This window comes from Pseudomonas sediminis, assembly GCF_002741105.1.
In the GTDB taxonomy this organism is placed as follows: domain Bacteria; phylum Pseudomonadota; class Gammaproteobacteria; order Pseudomonadales; family Pseudomonadaceae; genus Aquipseudomonas; species Aquipseudomonas sediminis.
The window spans coordinates 104,316-118,788 of the sequence record NZ_NIQU01000004.1 but is presented as its reverse complement, the minus strand read 5'-3'; the positions used below and the strand labels follow the sequence as shown (position 1 = coordinate 118,788).

The 14,473-nt window shown below is 63.4% G+C and carries 13 protein-coding genes; 9 read left to right on the top strand and 4 right to left on the bottom strand.

Features of this window, described 5'->3' with window-relative positions; all coding sequences use genetic code 11:
• The first annotated feature begins 252 nt into the window (after nt 1-252).
• The 4 genes from gabD (at nt 253) to CDO35_RS11150 (ending at nt 4,943) form a co-directional block, all read left to right on the top strand.
• Nucleotides 253-1,704 (top strand): NADP-dependent succinate-semialdehyde dehydrogenase, encoded by a 1,452-nt coding sequence (gene gabD, locus CDO35_RS11165; protein WP_099524783.1) that lies wholly within the window; start codon nt 253-255, stop codon nt 1,702-1,704.
• Nucleotides 1,705-1,861: 157 nt separating this feature from the next.
• Entirely contained in the window at nt 1,862-3,142 is a 1,281-nt protein-coding gene (gene gabT / locus CDO35_RS11160) for a 4-aminobutyrate--2-oxoglutarate transaminase (RefSeq protein WP_099524781.1), read from the top strand.
• A gap of 107 nt (nt 3,143-3,249) precedes the next feature.
• On the top strand, nt 3,250-3,777 hold the full coding sequence (locus tag CDO35_RS11155; RefSeq protein WP_099524779.1) for a TetR/AcrR family transcriptional regulator: 528 nt from the start codon (nt 3,250-3,252) through the stop codon (nt 3,775-3,777).
• Nucleotides 3,774-4,943, top strand: coding sequence for an MFS transporter (locus CDO35_RS11150; RefSeq protein WP_099524777.1), 1,170 nt, complete (start codon nt 3,774-3,776; stop codon nt 4,941-4,943). The genes CDO35_RS11155 and CDO35_RS11150 overlap by 4 nt, the downstream gene beginning before the upstream one ends.
• A 73-nt stretch (nt 4,944-5,016) precedes the next feature.
• Here the strand turns inward: CDO35_RS11150 and CDO35_RS11145 are convergent, their stop codons facing one another.
• Nucleotides 5,017-5,376, bottom strand: a complete 360-nt coding sequence (locus CDO35_RS11145; protein ID WP_099524775.1) for a cupin domain-containing protein — start codon at nt 5,374-5,376, stop codon at nt 5,017-5,019.
• Between the two features lie 253 nt (nt 5,377-5,629).
• On the opposite strand from CDO35_RS11145, the gene CDO35_RS11140 reads away from it, so the two are divergent.
• Nucleotides 5,630-7,123, top strand: coding sequence for an aldehyde dehydrogenase (locus CDO35_RS11140; RefSeq protein WP_099524773.1), 1,494 nt, complete (start codon nt 5,630-5,632; stop codon nt 7,121-7,123).
• 242 nt (nt 7,124-7,365) lie between these two features.
• Nucleotides 7,366-8,514, top strand: a complete 1,149-nt coding sequence (locus CDO35_RS11135; RefSeq protein ID WP_099524771.1) for an MFS transporter — start codon at nt 7,366-7,368, stop codon at nt 8,512-8,514.
• Between the two features lie 6 nt (nt 8,515-8,520).
• Here CDO35_RS11135 and CDO35_RS11130 read toward each other — a convergent pair whose 3' ends face one another.
• The gene (locus tag CDO35_RS11130) at nt 8,521-9,975 is read right to left on the bottom strand and encodes an aminotransferase-like domain-containing protein (RefSeq protein WP_099524769.1); all 1,455 of its coding nucleotides are present in this window, start codon (nt 9,973-9,975) and stop codon (nt 8,521-8,523) included.
• Nucleotides 9,976-10,157: 182 nt separating this feature from the next.
• Here CDO35_RS11130 and CDO35_RS11125 point away from each other — a divergent pair, with 182 nt between their 5' ends.
• A complete protein-coding gene (locus CDO35_RS11125; protein WP_099524767.1) occupies nt 10,158-10,382 on the top strand; it encodes a DUF1127 domain-containing protein in 225 nt (74 codons plus the stop codon).
• Nucleotides 10,383-10,456: 74 nt separating this feature from the next.
• Here the strand turns inward: CDO35_RS11125 and CDO35_RS11120 are convergent, their stop codons facing one another.
• Nucleotides 10,457-11,770 carry an NAD(P)/FAD-dependent oxidoreductase gene (locus CDO35_RS11120; RefSeq protein WP_099524765.1) on the bottom strand — a complete coding sequence of 438 codons (1,314 nt, stop codon included), beginning with the start codon at nt 11,768-11,770 and terminating at the stop codon, nt 10,457-10,459.
• Between the two features lie 212 nt (nt 11,771-11,982).
• On the opposite strand from CDO35_RS11120, the gene CDO35_RS11115 reads away from it, so the two are divergent.
• The gene (locus CDO35_RS11115; protein WP_099524763.1) at nt 11,983-12,336 is read left to right on the top strand and encodes a YkgJ family cysteine cluster protein; all 354 of its coding nucleotides are present in this window, start codon (nt 11,983-11,985) and stop codon (nt 12,334-12,336) included.
• 188 nt (nt 12,337-12,524) lie between these two features.
• Here CDO35_RS11115 and dadR read toward each other — a convergent pair whose 3' ends face one another.
• Nucleotides 12,525-13,013, bottom strand: coding sequence for a transcriptional regulator DadR (gene dadR / locus CDO35_RS11110; RefSeq protein ID WP_092379294.1), 489 nt, complete (start codon nt 13,011-13,013; stop codon nt 12,525-12,527).
• Nucleotides 13,014-13,169: 156 nt separating this feature from the next.
• Here dadR and dadA point away from each other — a divergent pair, with 156 nt between their 5' ends.
• Nucleotides 13,170-14,468, top strand: coding sequence for a D-amino acid dehydrogenase (dadA, locus tag CDO35_RS11105; protein ID WP_099524762.1), 1,299 nt, complete (start codon nt 13,170-13,172; stop codon nt 14,466-14,468).
• Nucleotides 14,469-14,473 lie beyond the last annotated feature (5 nt).

Below are 14,473 nucleotides of genomic sequence, written 5' to 3'. Positions count from 1 at the left end.
ACCTTAGTTTCAGAAGTTTTTGCCATTATTTTATCGATTTTGCTTGGTCGCCTATTGCCCTTTACCCCTGCCGATCCTAGGATTCGTTTGAGATTTCAAACGGCGTGTTCGGTCATTCTGAACCCTCGCGCGTTCAACGGCTCTGAATCCATTACCAGGCCCCGCACGGCTCCCTTTTCGGCCTTGCGGGCTCTGCCCGTGACTCCAACGACTTACGCCGACGCCCGGGCGCCGGAACTGAAGGAGACTGCCATGCAACTGAAAGACCCCCAGCTGCTGCGCCAACAGGCTTATATCGATGGCCAGTGGTTGGACGCCGACAGCGGTCAGACCATTGCCGTGAACAACCCGGCCACTGGCGAGATCATCGGCCATGTTCCGAAGATGGGCCGTGCTGAAACCCGCCGCGCCATCGAGGCCGCCGAGAAGGCGCTGCCAGCCTGGCGTGCGCTGACTGCCAAGGAGCGTGCGAACAAGCTGCGTCGCTGGTTCGAGCTGCTGATGGAAAACCAGGATGACCTGGGCCGTCTGATGACCCTGGAGCAGGGCAAGCCGCTGGCTGAAGCCAAGGGCGAGATCGCCTACGCCGCGTCCTTCATCGAGTGGTTCGCCGAAGAGGCCAAGCGCGTATACGGCGACGTGATCCCTGGTCACCAGCCGGACAAGCGCCTGATCGTGATCAAGCAGCCGATCGGCGTCACTGCGGCCATCACCCCGTGGAACTTCCCCGCCGCGATGATCACCCGCAAGGCTGGCCCGGCGCTGGCCGCTGGTTGCACCATGGTGATCAAGCCGGCCTCGCAAACCCCGTTCTCCGCCCTGGCCCTGGTCGAGCTGGCCGAGCGCGCCGGTATCCCAAAAGGTGTGCTGAGCGTGGTCACCGGTAGCGCTGGTGAAGTGGGTGGCGAGCTGACCAGCAATCCGATCGTGCGCAAGCTGTCCTTCACTGGCTCGACCGAAATCGGCCGCCAGCTGATGGCCGAATGCGCCCAGGACATCAAGAAAGTGTCGCTGGAGCTGGGCGGCAACGCGCCGTTCATCGTCTTCGATGACGCCGATCTGGACGCTGCCGTCGAAGGTGCGCTGATCTCCAAGTACCGCAACAACGGCCAGACCTGCGTCTGCGCCAACCGTATCTACGTGCAGGACGGTGTCTACGATGCCTTCGCCGAGAAGCTGGTCGCCGCCGTGTCCAAGCTGAAGATCGGCAACGGTCTGGAAGATGGCACCACCACCGGTCCGCTGATCGACGAGAAGGCCGTGGCCAAGGTGCAGGAGCACATCGAGGACGCCGTGGGCAAAGGCGCCAAGCTGGCCCTGGGCGGCAAGCCGCACGCCCTGGGTGGCACCTTCTTTGAGCCGACCATTCTGCTCGACGTACCGAAAACCGCCGCCGTTGCTAAAGAAGAGACCTTCGGCCCGCTGGCGCCGCTGTTCCGCTTCAAGGACGAGGCCGAAGTGATTGCCATGGCCAACGATACCGAGTTCGGCCTGGCTTCCTACTTCTATGCCCGCGATCTGGGCCGCGTGTTCCGCGTGGCCGAGGCGCTGGAGTACGGCATGGTGGGTATCAACACCGGCCTGATCTCCAACGAAGTCGCGCCGTTCGGCGGCGTGAAGGCGTCCGGCCTGGGCCGTGAAGGCTCCAAGTACGGGATCGAGGACTACCTCGAGATCAAGTACATGTGCCTCGGTGGAATCTGATTCGGAAATCCGTTGATTTCCAAGACGGGGCAAGGTGCGAAAGAGCGTGCGGCGCCCCGGTTGTAAGTCGTAACCCTATTGAGTCCCTCGCGGGCTCGGTTCAGTCGATCATCGCATGCTGAGCCGACCTCCCGCTGGGGGCGAGCATGAGGACACCATGAGCAAGACCAACGAATCCCTGCTGCAACGCCGTGCCGCCGCTGTACCGCGCGGTGTCGGCCAGATCCACCCGATCGTCGCCGAGCGCGCCGAGAACGCCACCGTGTGGGACGTCGAAGGCCGCGAGTACATCGACTTCGCCGGCGGTATCGCCGTGCTGAACACCGGCCATCTGCATCCGAAGGTGATCGCCGCCGTTCAGGAGCAACTGACCAAGCTGACCCACACCTGCTTCCAGGTGCTGGCCTACGAGCCCTACATCGAGCTGTGCGAAGAGATCGCCAAGCGCGTACCGGGCGACTTTGCCAAGAAAACCCTGCTCGTCACCTCCGGCTCCGAAGCGGTCGAGAACGCGGTGAAGATCGCCCGTGCTGCCACCGGTCGTGCCGGCGTTATCGCCTTCACCGGCGCCTACCACGGCCGCACCATGATGACCCTGTCGCTGACCGGCAAGGTCGTGCCGTACTCCGCCGGCATGGGCCTGATGCCTGCTGGCGTGTACCGCGCCCAGGCGCCTTGCCCGCTGCATGGCGTGAGTGAGGACGAGTCCATCGCCAGCATCGAGCGCGTGTTCAAGAACGACGCACAGCCGCAGGACATTGCCGCGATCATCATCGAACCGGTGCAGGGCGAGGGTGGTTTCTACGTCAACTCCCCAGCCTTCATGCAGCGCCTGCGTGCCCTGTGCGACCAGCACGGCATTCTGCTGATTGCTGACGAAGTGCAGACCGGCGCTGGCCGTACCGGCACCTTCTTCGCCACCGAGCAACTGGGCGTGGTGCCGGATCTGACCACCTTCGCCAAATCCGTTGGCGGCGGCTTCCCTATCTCCGGCGTGTGCGGCAAGGCCGAGATCATGGACAAGATCGCTCCCGGTGGCCTGGGCGGTACCTACGCCGGCAGTCCGATCGCCTGCGCCGCGGCCCTGGCCGTGCTCAAGGTTTTCGACGAAGAGAATCTGCTGGCGCGCTCCAACGCCGTGGGCGAGAAGCTCAAGGCGGGCCTCAAGACCATCGCGGAGAAGCACAAGGTGATCGGTGACGTGCGCGGCCTGGGTTCGATGGTCGCCATTGAGCTGTTCGAAGGCGGCGACCACAGCAAGCCGGCTGCCGAGCTGGTCGGCAAGATCGTCGCCCGTGCGCGCGACAAGGGCCTGATCCTGCTGTCGTGCGGTACCTACTACAACGTCATCCGTTTCCTGATGCCCGTCACCATCCCTGACGCGCAACTGGAGAAAGGCATCGCCATCGTTGCCGAGTGCTTCGACGAGCTGGCCTAAGCACGCGCCTGCGTGCTCATCAAAAGACCCGCCTTGTGCGGGTCTTTTTTTGCCTTGGATTCTCTATTTGGTTGACGAGGTAAAGTGATCGTTTTACCTTGGCCTACATGAATATAGATACCAAAATCATCTCAGCCGCCGAAAATCTGTTCGACTGTCACGGCTTCAGCGCAACCGGCATGGATCGACTGGCCCAGGCCGCAGGGATGTCCAGCCGGACGTTGTACAAGCACGCTGGCAGCAAGAACGAGCTGATTGCCGCGGTGCTGATGACCCGTGGGCAGCGTTTCTTGCAGCGCCTTGAGGTCGACAGTGTCGAGGCGTTGTTCGATGCCTTGGCCGGCTGGATGAGTGAAGAGGGCGCGCGCGGCTGCCTGTTCCTGCGCGCGCAGGGCGAGCTCGGCAGCGCGGTATCGGAAGTCACCGAGGCGGTGCTCGCCTACAAGGCTCGATTCGCTGAGACGATTGCGCAGATTCTCACGCGTCAGCTCGGAGCGAACGCCAATGCCGAGCTGGTCGAGCAGATCGTTATCCTCATCGAGGGGGCGACGGCTGCAGCCAGCTATCGTGGCCTGGAAGCCGTCGCCAGTGCGCGCAAGGCCGCGAGTCTGCTGGTCGAGCGAGCGCGGCCATGAACCGCGGCCTTTTTTTCGGCGCCACCGGCTTCGGCTTGATCGCTATCTGCTACGGCTTCGCGCGTTTCGCGTTTGGTCTGTTCCTGCCGCAGATCGAAGCAGACCTCGTGTTGCCGGATGCCGTTGGCGGTCTGATTGCTGGTGGCTCCTTCCTCGGTTACTGCCTGGCCATAATCCTCGCCGCGCAATTGACCGAGCGTATCGGCGCCCGTGCTGTCGCGGTGTGCGCGGCGCTGGTTGCCGCCTTGGGCATGCTGGGTATAGCGCTGGCACCCACGGCTGCTTGGCTGGCAGCTGCAGTGCTGTTGGCGGGGATGAGTACCGGCTTGGCCTCCCCACCTATGGCCGCAGCGGTGGCGGCAGTGATAGAGCCGCGACGACAGGATGCCACCAATACCCTGATCAACGCTGGTACCAGTGCCGGGGTCATCCTCTGCGGCCCTGTCGCATTGCTGCTCGGCGCTGAGTGGCGCTTGGCCTATACCGTGTTCGCCTGCTCGGCATTCGCCCTGGCGCTGTTTGCGTGCATCTGCGTGCCCGATACCGCGCGCTCGCAGGGGCCTGTCACCAAGGCCGGACCGCTGTTCAGTCATACGCTGAAGCGGCTAGTCGTCGCTTCGTTACTGATGGGGGCGGCCAGCACGGCGCTGTGGTCGTTCGGTAGTCAGATCGTCGCGCAGCGCCTGAGTTGGGGGAGCGCAGGCTCTGGTCTGCTCTGGGTGGTGATCGGCGCTGCTGGCATCGCTGGTGCAGGAGCCGGCAGCCTGATCGCTCGGCTAGGCGTGGATTGGGCGAATCGATTGTGTCTTGGCGCTCTGGCGGCAGCTATCACCCTGGTCGGTATGGGCAGCGCGCCCGCACTGACTCTGCTCGGCGGTGCGTTGTTCGGCGCGGCCTACATTACCCTGAGTGGCATCTATCTGGTTTGGGGGGTGGCGGCGCTTCCCGAGCGACCTGCCACAGGGCTCACTGTCGCTTTTCTCAGCATCGCCATCGGTCAGACGCTGGGGGCGCCGGTCTTTGGCTTGCTGATGAGCAGGCTGGGCATGGATAACATCGTATGCCTGTTCTCGCTGTTGGCGCTGGCTGCCGGGGTGATGCGCTCGACCGTTGCCGAAACTGTGCCTTCGAGCCCCATCGGCTGCGCAGAAAAAGGCCCGCACTAGCGGGCCAAAGGGTGACAAGCAACAACAGGATTCGGTGTAGCGGGAACCTGCCAGGCAGGTTCCAGTCAAGTGCTTACTTGGGTTCGAAGATCACGTAGACCTTGCGGCAGGCTTCGAGCACTTCCCAGGTGCCGGAAAAACCGGCGGGAATCACGAAGCGGTCGCCGGCGCGCACGGTCTTGGCGTTGCCATCGGCATCACGCAGCACGGATACGCCCTGGAGAATCTCGCAGTACTCGTGCTCGGTGTAGTTCACCGTCCACTGACCGACTGCGCCCTCCCAGATACCGGTGCTGAACTGGCCGCACGGGCTGCTGTAGTGGTTGCGCACGTTTTGCTCAGGGTCGCCCTTGAGCACTTTTTCCGGCGCTGGGCGATAGTGTTCGGCGGACGTGCCGGCCTGGGCGAAGTCGACGATTTGCTCGATATTCATCTGGCTGTTCCGTGGTGTCGATGGCGGCAACCGTGCGACCAGCAGGGCTGTCGCAGGAAGTCGTGGTCTCAGTCTATGTTTAAAAAAACGAACATGACAAGGGTTTTTGCCGGCCCATGTCAAAAATATTGAAAAGCCACAGCCCTCTGGTTTAGTGTGGCGAACAGGATTTGGCCAACGATCTGGCCTTGCAGAATTATTGACAGCGCGCGCGCTGATGCGCGCCGCTTCCACCCATTGAGAGGATGCCGGAATGACTAGCCTGACTCGTGCCGACTGGGAACAGCGTGCCAAGACCCTGACCATCGAAACCCGTGCGTTCGTCCATGGTGAGTACCGGGCTGCCGAGTCTGGTGCCACCTTCGAATGCATCAGCCCGGTCGACGGCCGCCTGCTCGGCCTGGTGGCCAGCTGTGACCAAGCCGATGCCGAAGTGGCGGTCAAGGATGCCCGCGCCACCTTCGAATCCGGTGTCTGGTCGCGCCTGGCGCCGGCCAAGCGCAAGAAGGTGATGATTCGTTTCGCCGAGCTGATCGAAGAGCATGGCCAGGAGCTGGCCCTGCTGGAAACCCTCGACATGGGCAAGCCGATCAGCGACTCGCTGAGCATCGACGTCGGCAGCGCCGCCAACGCCATTCGCTGGAGCGGAGAGGCTATCGACAAGATCTACGACGAAGTCGCCGCCACTGCGCATGATGAGCTGGGCCTGGTCACCCGCGAGCCGGTTGGTGTGGTCGCCGCCATCGTGCCGTGGAACTTCCCGCTGCTGATGACCTGCTGGAAGCTCGGCCCGGCGTTGTCCACCGGTAACTCGGTCATCCTCAAACCCTCCGAGAAGTCGCCGCTGACCGGCATTCGTATCGCCCAACTGGCTATCGAGGCCGGTATCCCGGCGGGCGTGTTCAACGTGTTGCCGGGCTTCGGCCACACCGTTGGCAAGGCCCTGGCCCTGCACATGGACGTCGACACTCTGGTGTTCACCGGTTCGACCAAGATCGCCAAGCAACTGATGATCTACGCCGGTGAGTCGAACATGAAACGCGTCTGGCTGGAGGCCGGTGGCAAGAGCCCGAACATCGTCTTCGCCGACGCGCCGGACCTGCAGGCCGCTGCCGAGTCTGCCGCCAGCGCCATCGCCTTCAACCAGGGCGAAGTCTGCACCGCCGGCTCGCGCCTTCTGGTGGAGAATTCCATCAAGGACAAGTTCGTGCCCATGGTGGTCGAAGCGCTCAAGGCCTGGAAACCGGGCAACCCGCTGGACCCGGCGACCAATGTCGGTGCACTGGTCGACACCACGCAGATGAACAACGTGTTGAGCTACATCCAGGCCGGCCACGATGACGGCGCCAAGCTGGTCGCTGGCGGCAAGCGGGTGATGGAAGAAACCGGCGGCACCTATGTTGAACCGACCATCTTCGACGGCGTGAACAACGCGATGCGCATCGCCAAGGAAGAGATCTTCGGCCCGGTGCTGTCGGTGATCGGTTTCGATGATCAGGACGAGGCCATCGCCATTGCCAACGACACCATCTATGGCCTGGCCGCTGCGGTGTGGACCAGCAACCTGTCGCGTGCCCACCTGGTCGGCAAGGCGCTGCGCGCCGGCAGCGTGTGGATCAACCAGTACGACGGTGGCGACATGACTGCGCCGTTCGGCGGCTTCAAGCAGTCCGGTAACGGCCGCGACAAGTCGCTGCACGCGTTCGACAAGTACACAGAGCTGAAGTCCACCTGGATCAAACTGTAACGATAGCGGGGCGATCTTCTGGTCGTAGGCCATACGGCGTTGCGTCCTCGCTTTCAATGCTCACGTACTACAGTACGTGAGCATTGAAAGCTCCGGGGTGCCTTGTTTGGCCTTAGCCCAGGAGATCTTTATCGAAGTTAGTTCCGGGCGAAGATCTGTTTTAAAACACTCCACCTACGGCCGGGTTCCCGAGGAACCCGGCCGTTGTCTTTGCAGTGGCTCGTCTGCCAAGGAATTCACCAATGCGTTGGGGCACCTATTTCGCCGTATGCTCGGCGGTCATCAGCATCGGCCTCGCACTGGGCGTTACCATGCCGCTGGTTTCGCTGCGCCTGGAAAGCTGGGGCTACGACTCCTTCGCCATAGGCGTGATGGCGGCGACTCCGGCTGTCGGCGTGCTGCTCGGTGCCTTGCTGGCCGGGCGTCTGGCGGCGCGTTTCGGCACAACCGTGCTGATGCAGCTATGCCTGTTGCTGGGTGCGATATCGGTGGCCGGGCTGGCGCTGGTGCAGAATTACGCGGTCTGGGTCGGTTTGCGCCTGTTCATCGGCGTGGCGCTGACCGTGGTGTTCATCCTCGGCGAAAGCTGGATCAACCAACTCGCTGTGGAGAAATGGCGCGGTCGTCTGGTGGCGTTGTACGGCACCGGCTACGCCCTCAGCCAGCTCAGCGGCCCGCTGCTGCTGACGGCGCTCGGTACCGCCACCGATGCCGGTTTCTGGACGGGCGTGTGCCTGCTGATCGGCGGCTCGCTGATCCTGCTCGGGCGCACCGGTGCGCCCAAGGTGGATGCGCATAGCGCTTCGGGGCGCGGGCTGTTGGTGTTCTGCCGCAAGCTGCCGGCGATTGCCTGGGCGGTGATGCTGTTCGCTGCCTTCGAGGCGATGATGCTGACCCTGCTGCCGATCTACGGCCTGCGCCAGGGCTTCACCCAGGAGGTGGCGCTGTTCATGGTCAGCGTGGTGGTGGTCGGCGATGCGGTGCTGCAGCTGCCCATCGGTTGGCTGGCCGACCGCATGTCGCGGCAGTTGCTGTTCCGTGGTTGTGGCATCGTGCTGCTGGTGTCCAGCCTGGCGATTCCGCCGCTGTTGCATACGCCGGTGATCTGGCCGGTGCTGGTGGCCTTCGGTGCCAGTGCCGGTGGTCTGTTCACCTTGTCGCTGATCATGATCGGCGAGCGTTACCGTGACGACGAACTGGTGCGTGCCAATGCTCACGTCGCCCAGTTGTGGGGGCTGGGCTGCCTGATCGGGCCGCTGACCACTGGGGCTGTGAGCCAATGGCTAAGCGGTCATGCACTGCCGCTGATGATGGCCACTGGTGCCTTCGTGTTCATCATCCTGGCGAGCAAGCGCGGTGCCTTCAGCGAGATGGAAACGGCGCGTTCCTGAAACGGCTCAGCGCCACTGCCCGAGGTCCTGCGTGTGCTGCAGGTCGGCCTCGTCGATCAACTCGGCGATGGTCGCACCGATCTGTTTCACCGCCGCCTCGATCACACCGCTGGGCGGTTCGGCGTAGTTGAGGCGGATGCAGTTACGGTACTTGCCGGCCGCCGAAAAGATGCTTCCCGGCGCGATCTGGATCTTGTGCGGCAACAGCGCGCGGTTGAGCTTCTGGCTGTCGAAGCCCTGCGGCATCTCCACCCACAGCATGAAGCTGCCCTGCGGGCGGCTGACCCGAGTGCCGGCCGGGAAATAGCGGCTGACCCAATCCACCATCAGGTCGCGACTACGTAGGTACTGCGCGCGCATGCGCCGTAGGTGCGGTTCGTAGTGCCCGTCCTTGAGGTATTCGGCGATGGCCAGTTGCGGCAGCTGGGCGGTGCTGCCGGTACCCAGGTACTTCATGTGCACCACCTGCTCCAGGTAGCGCCCCGGTGCGATCCAGCCGACGCGCAGGCCCGGTGCCAGGGTCTTGGAGAAGGAGCTGCAGAACAGTACACGGCCGTCCTCGTCGAACGACTTGATGCTGCGCGGCCGTGGGTAGCTGTAGGCGAGGTCGGCGTAGACGTCGTCCTCGATGATGGCCACGTCGAAGCGCTGCGCCAGGGCGACCAGGGCGCGCTTGTTGGCGTCGGGCATGATGTAGCCGAGTGGATTGTTGCAGTTCGGCGTGAGCTGGATGGCCTTGATCGGCCACTGCTCCAGGGCCATTTCCAGAGCGTCGAGGTTGATCCCGGTGAGCGGGTCGGTGGGCAGTTCCAGCGCCTTCATGCCGAAGCCCTTTAGTGCCTGCATCACACCGTGGAAGCTCGGCGAGTCGACCGCGACGATATCGCCGGGCTGGCAGATGGCGCGTACCGCCGCCGACAATGCTTCGTGGCAACCGGTGGTGATCACCAAGTCTTCGGCGGCCAGCTGGCAGCCGGAGTCGAGCATTAGCCGGGCGATCTGTTCGCGCAGGCGGATGTCGCCGCGAATGCCGCCATAGGTGAGTACATCCGGGTCCTGCCGACGCGCCTGGCGTGACAGGTTGCGCAGCAGCGGTTTCAGCGTCGGGCCGCTGATGTCCGGGCGGCCACGGCCCAGCTGCAGCATGTCGTGCTGCGGTGAGCTGCTGATCAGCTCCAGCACGTGATCCCACTGCGAAACTTCAACCGGCCTCTGCGCCGCGCGGCTGATCTGCGGCAGCGCGGGCATCTGTCGTCCCAGTGGCACGAAGTAACCGGACTTCGGCCGCGGCGAGGCCAGGCCCATGTCCTCCAGATGGCGGTAAGCCTGCTGTACCGTGCTGAGGCTGACGCCGTGCTCCTGGCTCAGGCTGCGTACCGACGGCAGACGGTCGCCGGGACGGTACAGTCCCTGCTCGATGCGGGTGCCGAGCAACTCGGCCAGGTTCAGATAGAGCGTCATGACAGTCGTCCGGTTGGTGCGGGGTGTATGAACTGAGACCAGTACAGATCAACGCGAAAATTCCCATTCAGGGGAAAATACGTGAAATCTGTATGGAGTTAATAAGAGTTTTTTGAATCTGTCATGACTTTTCTTATGGCGGCATTCTGATCTCCCATGACAGAAGACAACGGGAGAGAGCCATGACTGGGTTCAGCAATACAGATTTCGTCGCAGTGGGTGAGGCCGTGCGGGTCGCGATGCACAAGAGCGAGGTTCGCCACTTTGGCCGCAACTGGCCGGCCTTCTGGCGGCGTCTGAGCACCCGCCGCATGCTGCTCAAACTCAATGACCAGCAACTGCGCGATATTGGCCTTACCCGCGCCCAGGCCGAGCGCGAGGCGAACCTGCCGTTCTGGAAGCTGTAGCCCGGATGCAGTCCGGGTCTACAACAGTGCGGACTATGGGTAGGAGCGGCTTTAGCCGCGATTGTTGTCTACGCCTAGAGCAATTCTTTCAAGCGATGCCAGGCCATCCCTAGTGCCAGCAATGGCGAGCGCAGGTGCTTGCCGCCAGGGAAGGTCATATGCGGCACCTGGGCGAACAGGTCGAAGCCGCGACTTTCCTGACCAGCGATGGCCTCGGCAAGCAGCTTGCCGGCCAGGTGCGTGGCGTTGACGCCGTGGCCGGCATAGGCCTGGGCGTGGAAGACGTTGGGCTGATCCTTGAGGCGGCCGATCTGCGGCATGCGGTTGGCACCGATGCCGATCATGCCGCCCCATTGGTAGTCGATGCGCACGTCGGCCAGCTGTGGGAACACCTTGAGCATCTTCGGTTTCATGTAACCGGCAATATCGGCCGGATCACGCCCGGAATAGTGGCAGGCGCCGCCGAACAGCAGGCGGCGGTCGGCGGAGAGACGGTAGTAGTCCACGGTCACGCGCTGGTCGCACAGCGCCATGTTCTGCGGGATCAGCTGGCGGGCCTGCTCTTCGGAGAGTTGCTCGGTGGCGATGATGTAACTGCCGGCCGGTAGCACCTTGCCGCTGAGTGTCGGATTGAGCCCGTTGATATAGGCATTGCAGGCCAGCACCAGGTATTTGGCGCGTACCTGGCCGTTGGCTGTGTGCACGCGCACCTCGGTGCCGTAGTCGATGCGCGTCACCGCTGAGTCTTCGAACAGCTGCACGCCCAGCGACTGGGCGGCGGCGGCTTCGCCGAGCGCCAGGTTGAGCGGGTGCAGGTGGCCCGAGCCCATGTCGATCATGGCGCCGTGATAGTTGTCGGAGCCGACCACTTCACGGATGCGCTCCTTCGGTACCAGGCGCATTTCGTGGCGATAGCCGAGGCTTTCCAGCTCGGCCTTGTCTTCGGCGAAGCCGTCCATGTGCGCCGGTTTGTTGGCCAGGTCGCAATAACCCCAGGTCAGGTCGCAATCGATCTGAAACTGCTCGACCCGGTTGCGCACGATCTCTACCGCCTCCAGCCCCATCAGCTTGAACTGACGCACGCCGTCCTTGCCGACCACAGATTCGAACTGTTCGACATCATGGCCGACGCCGCGAATCAGCTGCCCGCCGTTGCGCCCGCTGGCACCCCAGCCGATCTTGCGCGCTTCCAGCAGCGCCACCGACAGGCCTTTCTGAGCAAGTTCGATAGCGGTATTCAGGCCGCTGAAACCGCCACCGACAATGCACACGTCCACCTGCAGCTCACCGCCCAGGGGCGGGTAGGCCTGCTGACGATTGACGCTGGCGGCGTAGTAGGAGGCGGCGTGCTGAGGGCTGTGGACGGGCTGTTGAACGCGGGCGTTCATGTGCGGAATCCTGATTGTGTTGTGTGGAAAATTCAACGCAGCATAAGCGCGTGATCCGTCCGGCGCCAAGTGTCAGTCGGAAAAAACACGCGGGACAGCAGAACGACGTCGTGCGCTTCGCTCGGGGATCGGCGTGTAGCTAATCCGTCCCTCTGCGGGCAGGCGTCAGCATGGCGCGGTAAACTGTCGCCTTCGTTGCCAGGCGCCCGCGTATGAGCTGCACAGACCGCAAGATCGATCACCTGCGTCGACAGATTCCGCGCTTCGACTGCGTCCCCGGCTGTCACGATTGCTGCGGGCCGGTCACGGCTTCGTCCGAGGAACTGGCGCGTTTGCCGGTCAAAAGCGACGCCGAACATGATGCAGCACTGGCCGAATACAACTGCGTGCACCTGGGACCGAACGGTTGCGAGGTATACGACCAGCGCCCGCTGATCTGCCGCCTGTTCGGCACCACGCCGAACCTGCCATGCCCGCATGGCCGTGGGCCGGAGCAACCGATCAAACCGGCGGTGGAGCGCCAGGTGCACCGGCTGATCGCCACCACTCGCCAGCGACTCGTCTAGGCTGACGGCTCCCACGCTCTGCGTGGGAGCTCCTGCTGTGGCGCTCCGCGCCACGATTTGTCGTGTGCAGCAGGCTGACGCAAAACGTCCGGCAGGGTGTGGGAACGATCAACCATCCCGTAGGAGCGAGCTCTGCTCGCGAACCAGGCCACGTAAAAGCTTCGCGAGAAGAGTTCGCTCCTGCAGATTCACTCCGGCACCGGCAGTGCCAGGCTCTCCTTCACCTCTTCCATGACGATATAGCTCTTCGACTCGCGCACGTGCGGCAGCTTGAGCAGGATGTCGCCGAGCAGCTTGCGGTAACTGGCCATCTCGTTGATGCGCGCTTTCACCAGATAGTCGAAGTCGCCGGACACCAGGTGGCACTCCAGCACGTGCGGCAGCTTGAGCACGGCGCGGCGGAATTCCTCGAAGGTGTCGCCGGACTTGTAGTCCAGGCTGATCTCGACGAACACCAGCAGGTTGGCCTTGAGGTGCTGCGGATTGAGGCGGGCGTGGTAGCCCATGACGATGCCTTCGCGCTCCAGGCGGCGTACGCGCTCGGTACAGGGCGTGGTCGACAGGCCCACGCGCTCGCCCAGCTCGGTGAAGCTGATGCGCCCGTCCTCCTGCAGGATACGGAGGATGTTGCGGTCGATCTTGTCCAGTTCACGACGGCTTTGATGCTGGGTTCTCATGGGGAATCCGCCTCTGTAAAACGGCTTTTTGCCAAGAATTCTCGCCAAATATAGCTGTGTATATGGTGAAAAGCACTGCACGGCTCTTCCTATACTGCGCCCATCGACAACAATGGCCTGTAACGCACGCGCCTTGGGCGCGGCGGGGAGAAAAACATGCGTGTTCTGGTTCTCGGCAGCGGTGTGATTGGTACCGCCAGTGCTTACTACCTCGCCCGTCAGGGCTTCGAGGTGGTGGTGGTCGACCGTCAGAACGGCCCGGCGCTGGAAACCAGCTTCGCCAACGCCGGCCAGGTTTCTCCGGGCTACGCTTCGCCCTGGGCAGCGCCGGGCGTGCCGCTGAAGGCCATCAAGTGGCTGCTGCAGAAACACGCTCCGCTCGCGATCAAGGCCACCGGTGACATTGACCAGTACCTGTGGATGGCGCAAATGCTGCGCAACTGCACCGCCAGCCGCTATGCGATCAACAAGGAGCGCATGGTGCGCCTGTCCGAGTACAGCCGCGACTGCCTCGACGAGCTGCGTGCCGAGACCGGCATCGCCTACGAAGGTCGCCAGCTCGGCACCACCCAACTGTTCCGCACCCAGGCCCAGGTCGATGCTGCCGCCAAGGATATCTCCGTACTGGAAGCCTCCGGTGTGCCGTTCGAGCTGCTCGACCGCGACGGCATCGCCCGCGTCGAGCCGGCCCTGGCTGGCGTCAAGCACAAGCTGGCCGGTGCCCTGCGCCTGCCCAATGACCAGACCGGCGACTGCCAGATGTTCACCACCAAGCTGGCGGACATGGCCAAGGCACTCGGCGTCGAGTTCCGTTTCGGCCAGAACATCCAGCGCCTGGACGCCGTCGGCGATCGCATCAATGGCGTGTGGATCGACGGCAAGCTGGAAACCGCCGACCGCTACGTACTCGCTCTCGGCAGCTACAGCCCGCAACTGCTCAAGCCGCTGGGCATTCGTGCTCCGGTTTACCCGCTCAAGGGCTACTCGCTGACCGTGCCGATCACCAACCCGGACATGGCACCGAACTCGACCATTCTCGACGAGACCTATAAGGTTGCGATCACCCGTTTCGATGGCCGCATCCGCGTCGGTGGCATGGCCGAGATCGCTGGTTTCGACCTGTCGCTCAATCCGCGTCGTCGCGAAACCCTGGAGATGATCACCTCCGACCTCTACCCGGAAGGCGGCGATCTGCAACGCGCCGACTTTTGGACCGGCCTGCGTCCGGCCACGCCTGATGGCACGCCGATCGTGGGGGGAAGCGCCTTCCGCAACCTGTTCCTCAACACCGGTCACGGCACCCTGGGCTGGACCATGGCCTGCGGCTCCGGTCGCCTGCTCGCCGACCTGATGGCCAACAAGCGCCCGCAGATCAGCGCCGACGGCCTGGATATCTCGCGTTATTCGCGCAAGGCGCGTGAAGTGCAAGCTGCGCCGCAGCCGCTGCGCACCTGATAGCC

Coding starts and splice junctions, on each gene's coding strand:
- gabD (WP_099524783.1), top strand. CDS start 253: ATGCAACTGAAAGACCCCCAGCTGCTGCGCCAACAGGCTTATATCGAT.
- gabT (WP_099524781.1), top strand. CDS start 1,862: ATGAGCAAGACCAACGAATCCCTGCTGCAACGCCGTGCCGCCGCTGTA.
- CDO35_RS11155 (WP_099524779.1), top strand. CDS start 3,250: ATGAATATAGATACCAAAATCATCTCAGCCGCCGAAAATCTGTTCGAC.
- CDO35_RS11150 (WP_099524777.1), top strand. CDS start 3,774: ATGAACCGCGGCCTTTTTTTCGGCGCCACCGGCTTCGGCTTGATCGCT.
- CDO35_RS11145 (WP_099524775.1), bottom strand. CDS start 5,376: ATGAATATCGAGCAAATCGTCGACTTCGCCCAGGCCGGCACGTCCGCC.
- CDO35_RS11140 (WP_099524773.1), top strand. CDS start 5,630: ATGACTAGCCTGACTCGTGCCGACTGGGAACAGCGTGCCAAGACCCTG.
- CDO35_RS11135 (WP_099524771.1), top strand. CDS start 7,366: ATGCGTTGGGGCACCTATTTCGCCGTATGCTCGGCGGTCATCAGCATC.
- CDO35_RS11130 (WP_099524769.1), bottom strand. CDS start 9,975: ATGACGCTCTATCTGAACCTGGCCGAGTTGCTCGGCACCCGCATCGAG.
- CDO35_RS11125 (WP_099524767.1), top strand. CDS start 10,158: ATGACTGGGTTCAGCAATACAGATTTCGTCGCAGTGGGTGAGGCCGTG.
- CDO35_RS11120 (WP_099524765.1), bottom strand. CDS start 11,770: ATGAACGCCCGCGTTCAACAGCCCGTCCACAGCCCTCAGCACGCCGCC.
- CDO35_RS11115 (WP_099524763.1), top strand. CDS start 11,983: ATGAGCTGCACAGACCGCAAGATCGATCACCTGCGTCGACAGATTCCG.
- dadR (WP_092379294.1), bottom strand. CDS start 13,013: ATGAGAACCCAGCATCAAAGCCGTCGTGAACTGGACAAGATCGACCGC.
- dadA (WP_099524762.1), top strand. CDS start 13,170: ATGCGTGTTCTGGTTCTCGGCAGCGGTGTGATTGGTACCGCCAGTGCT.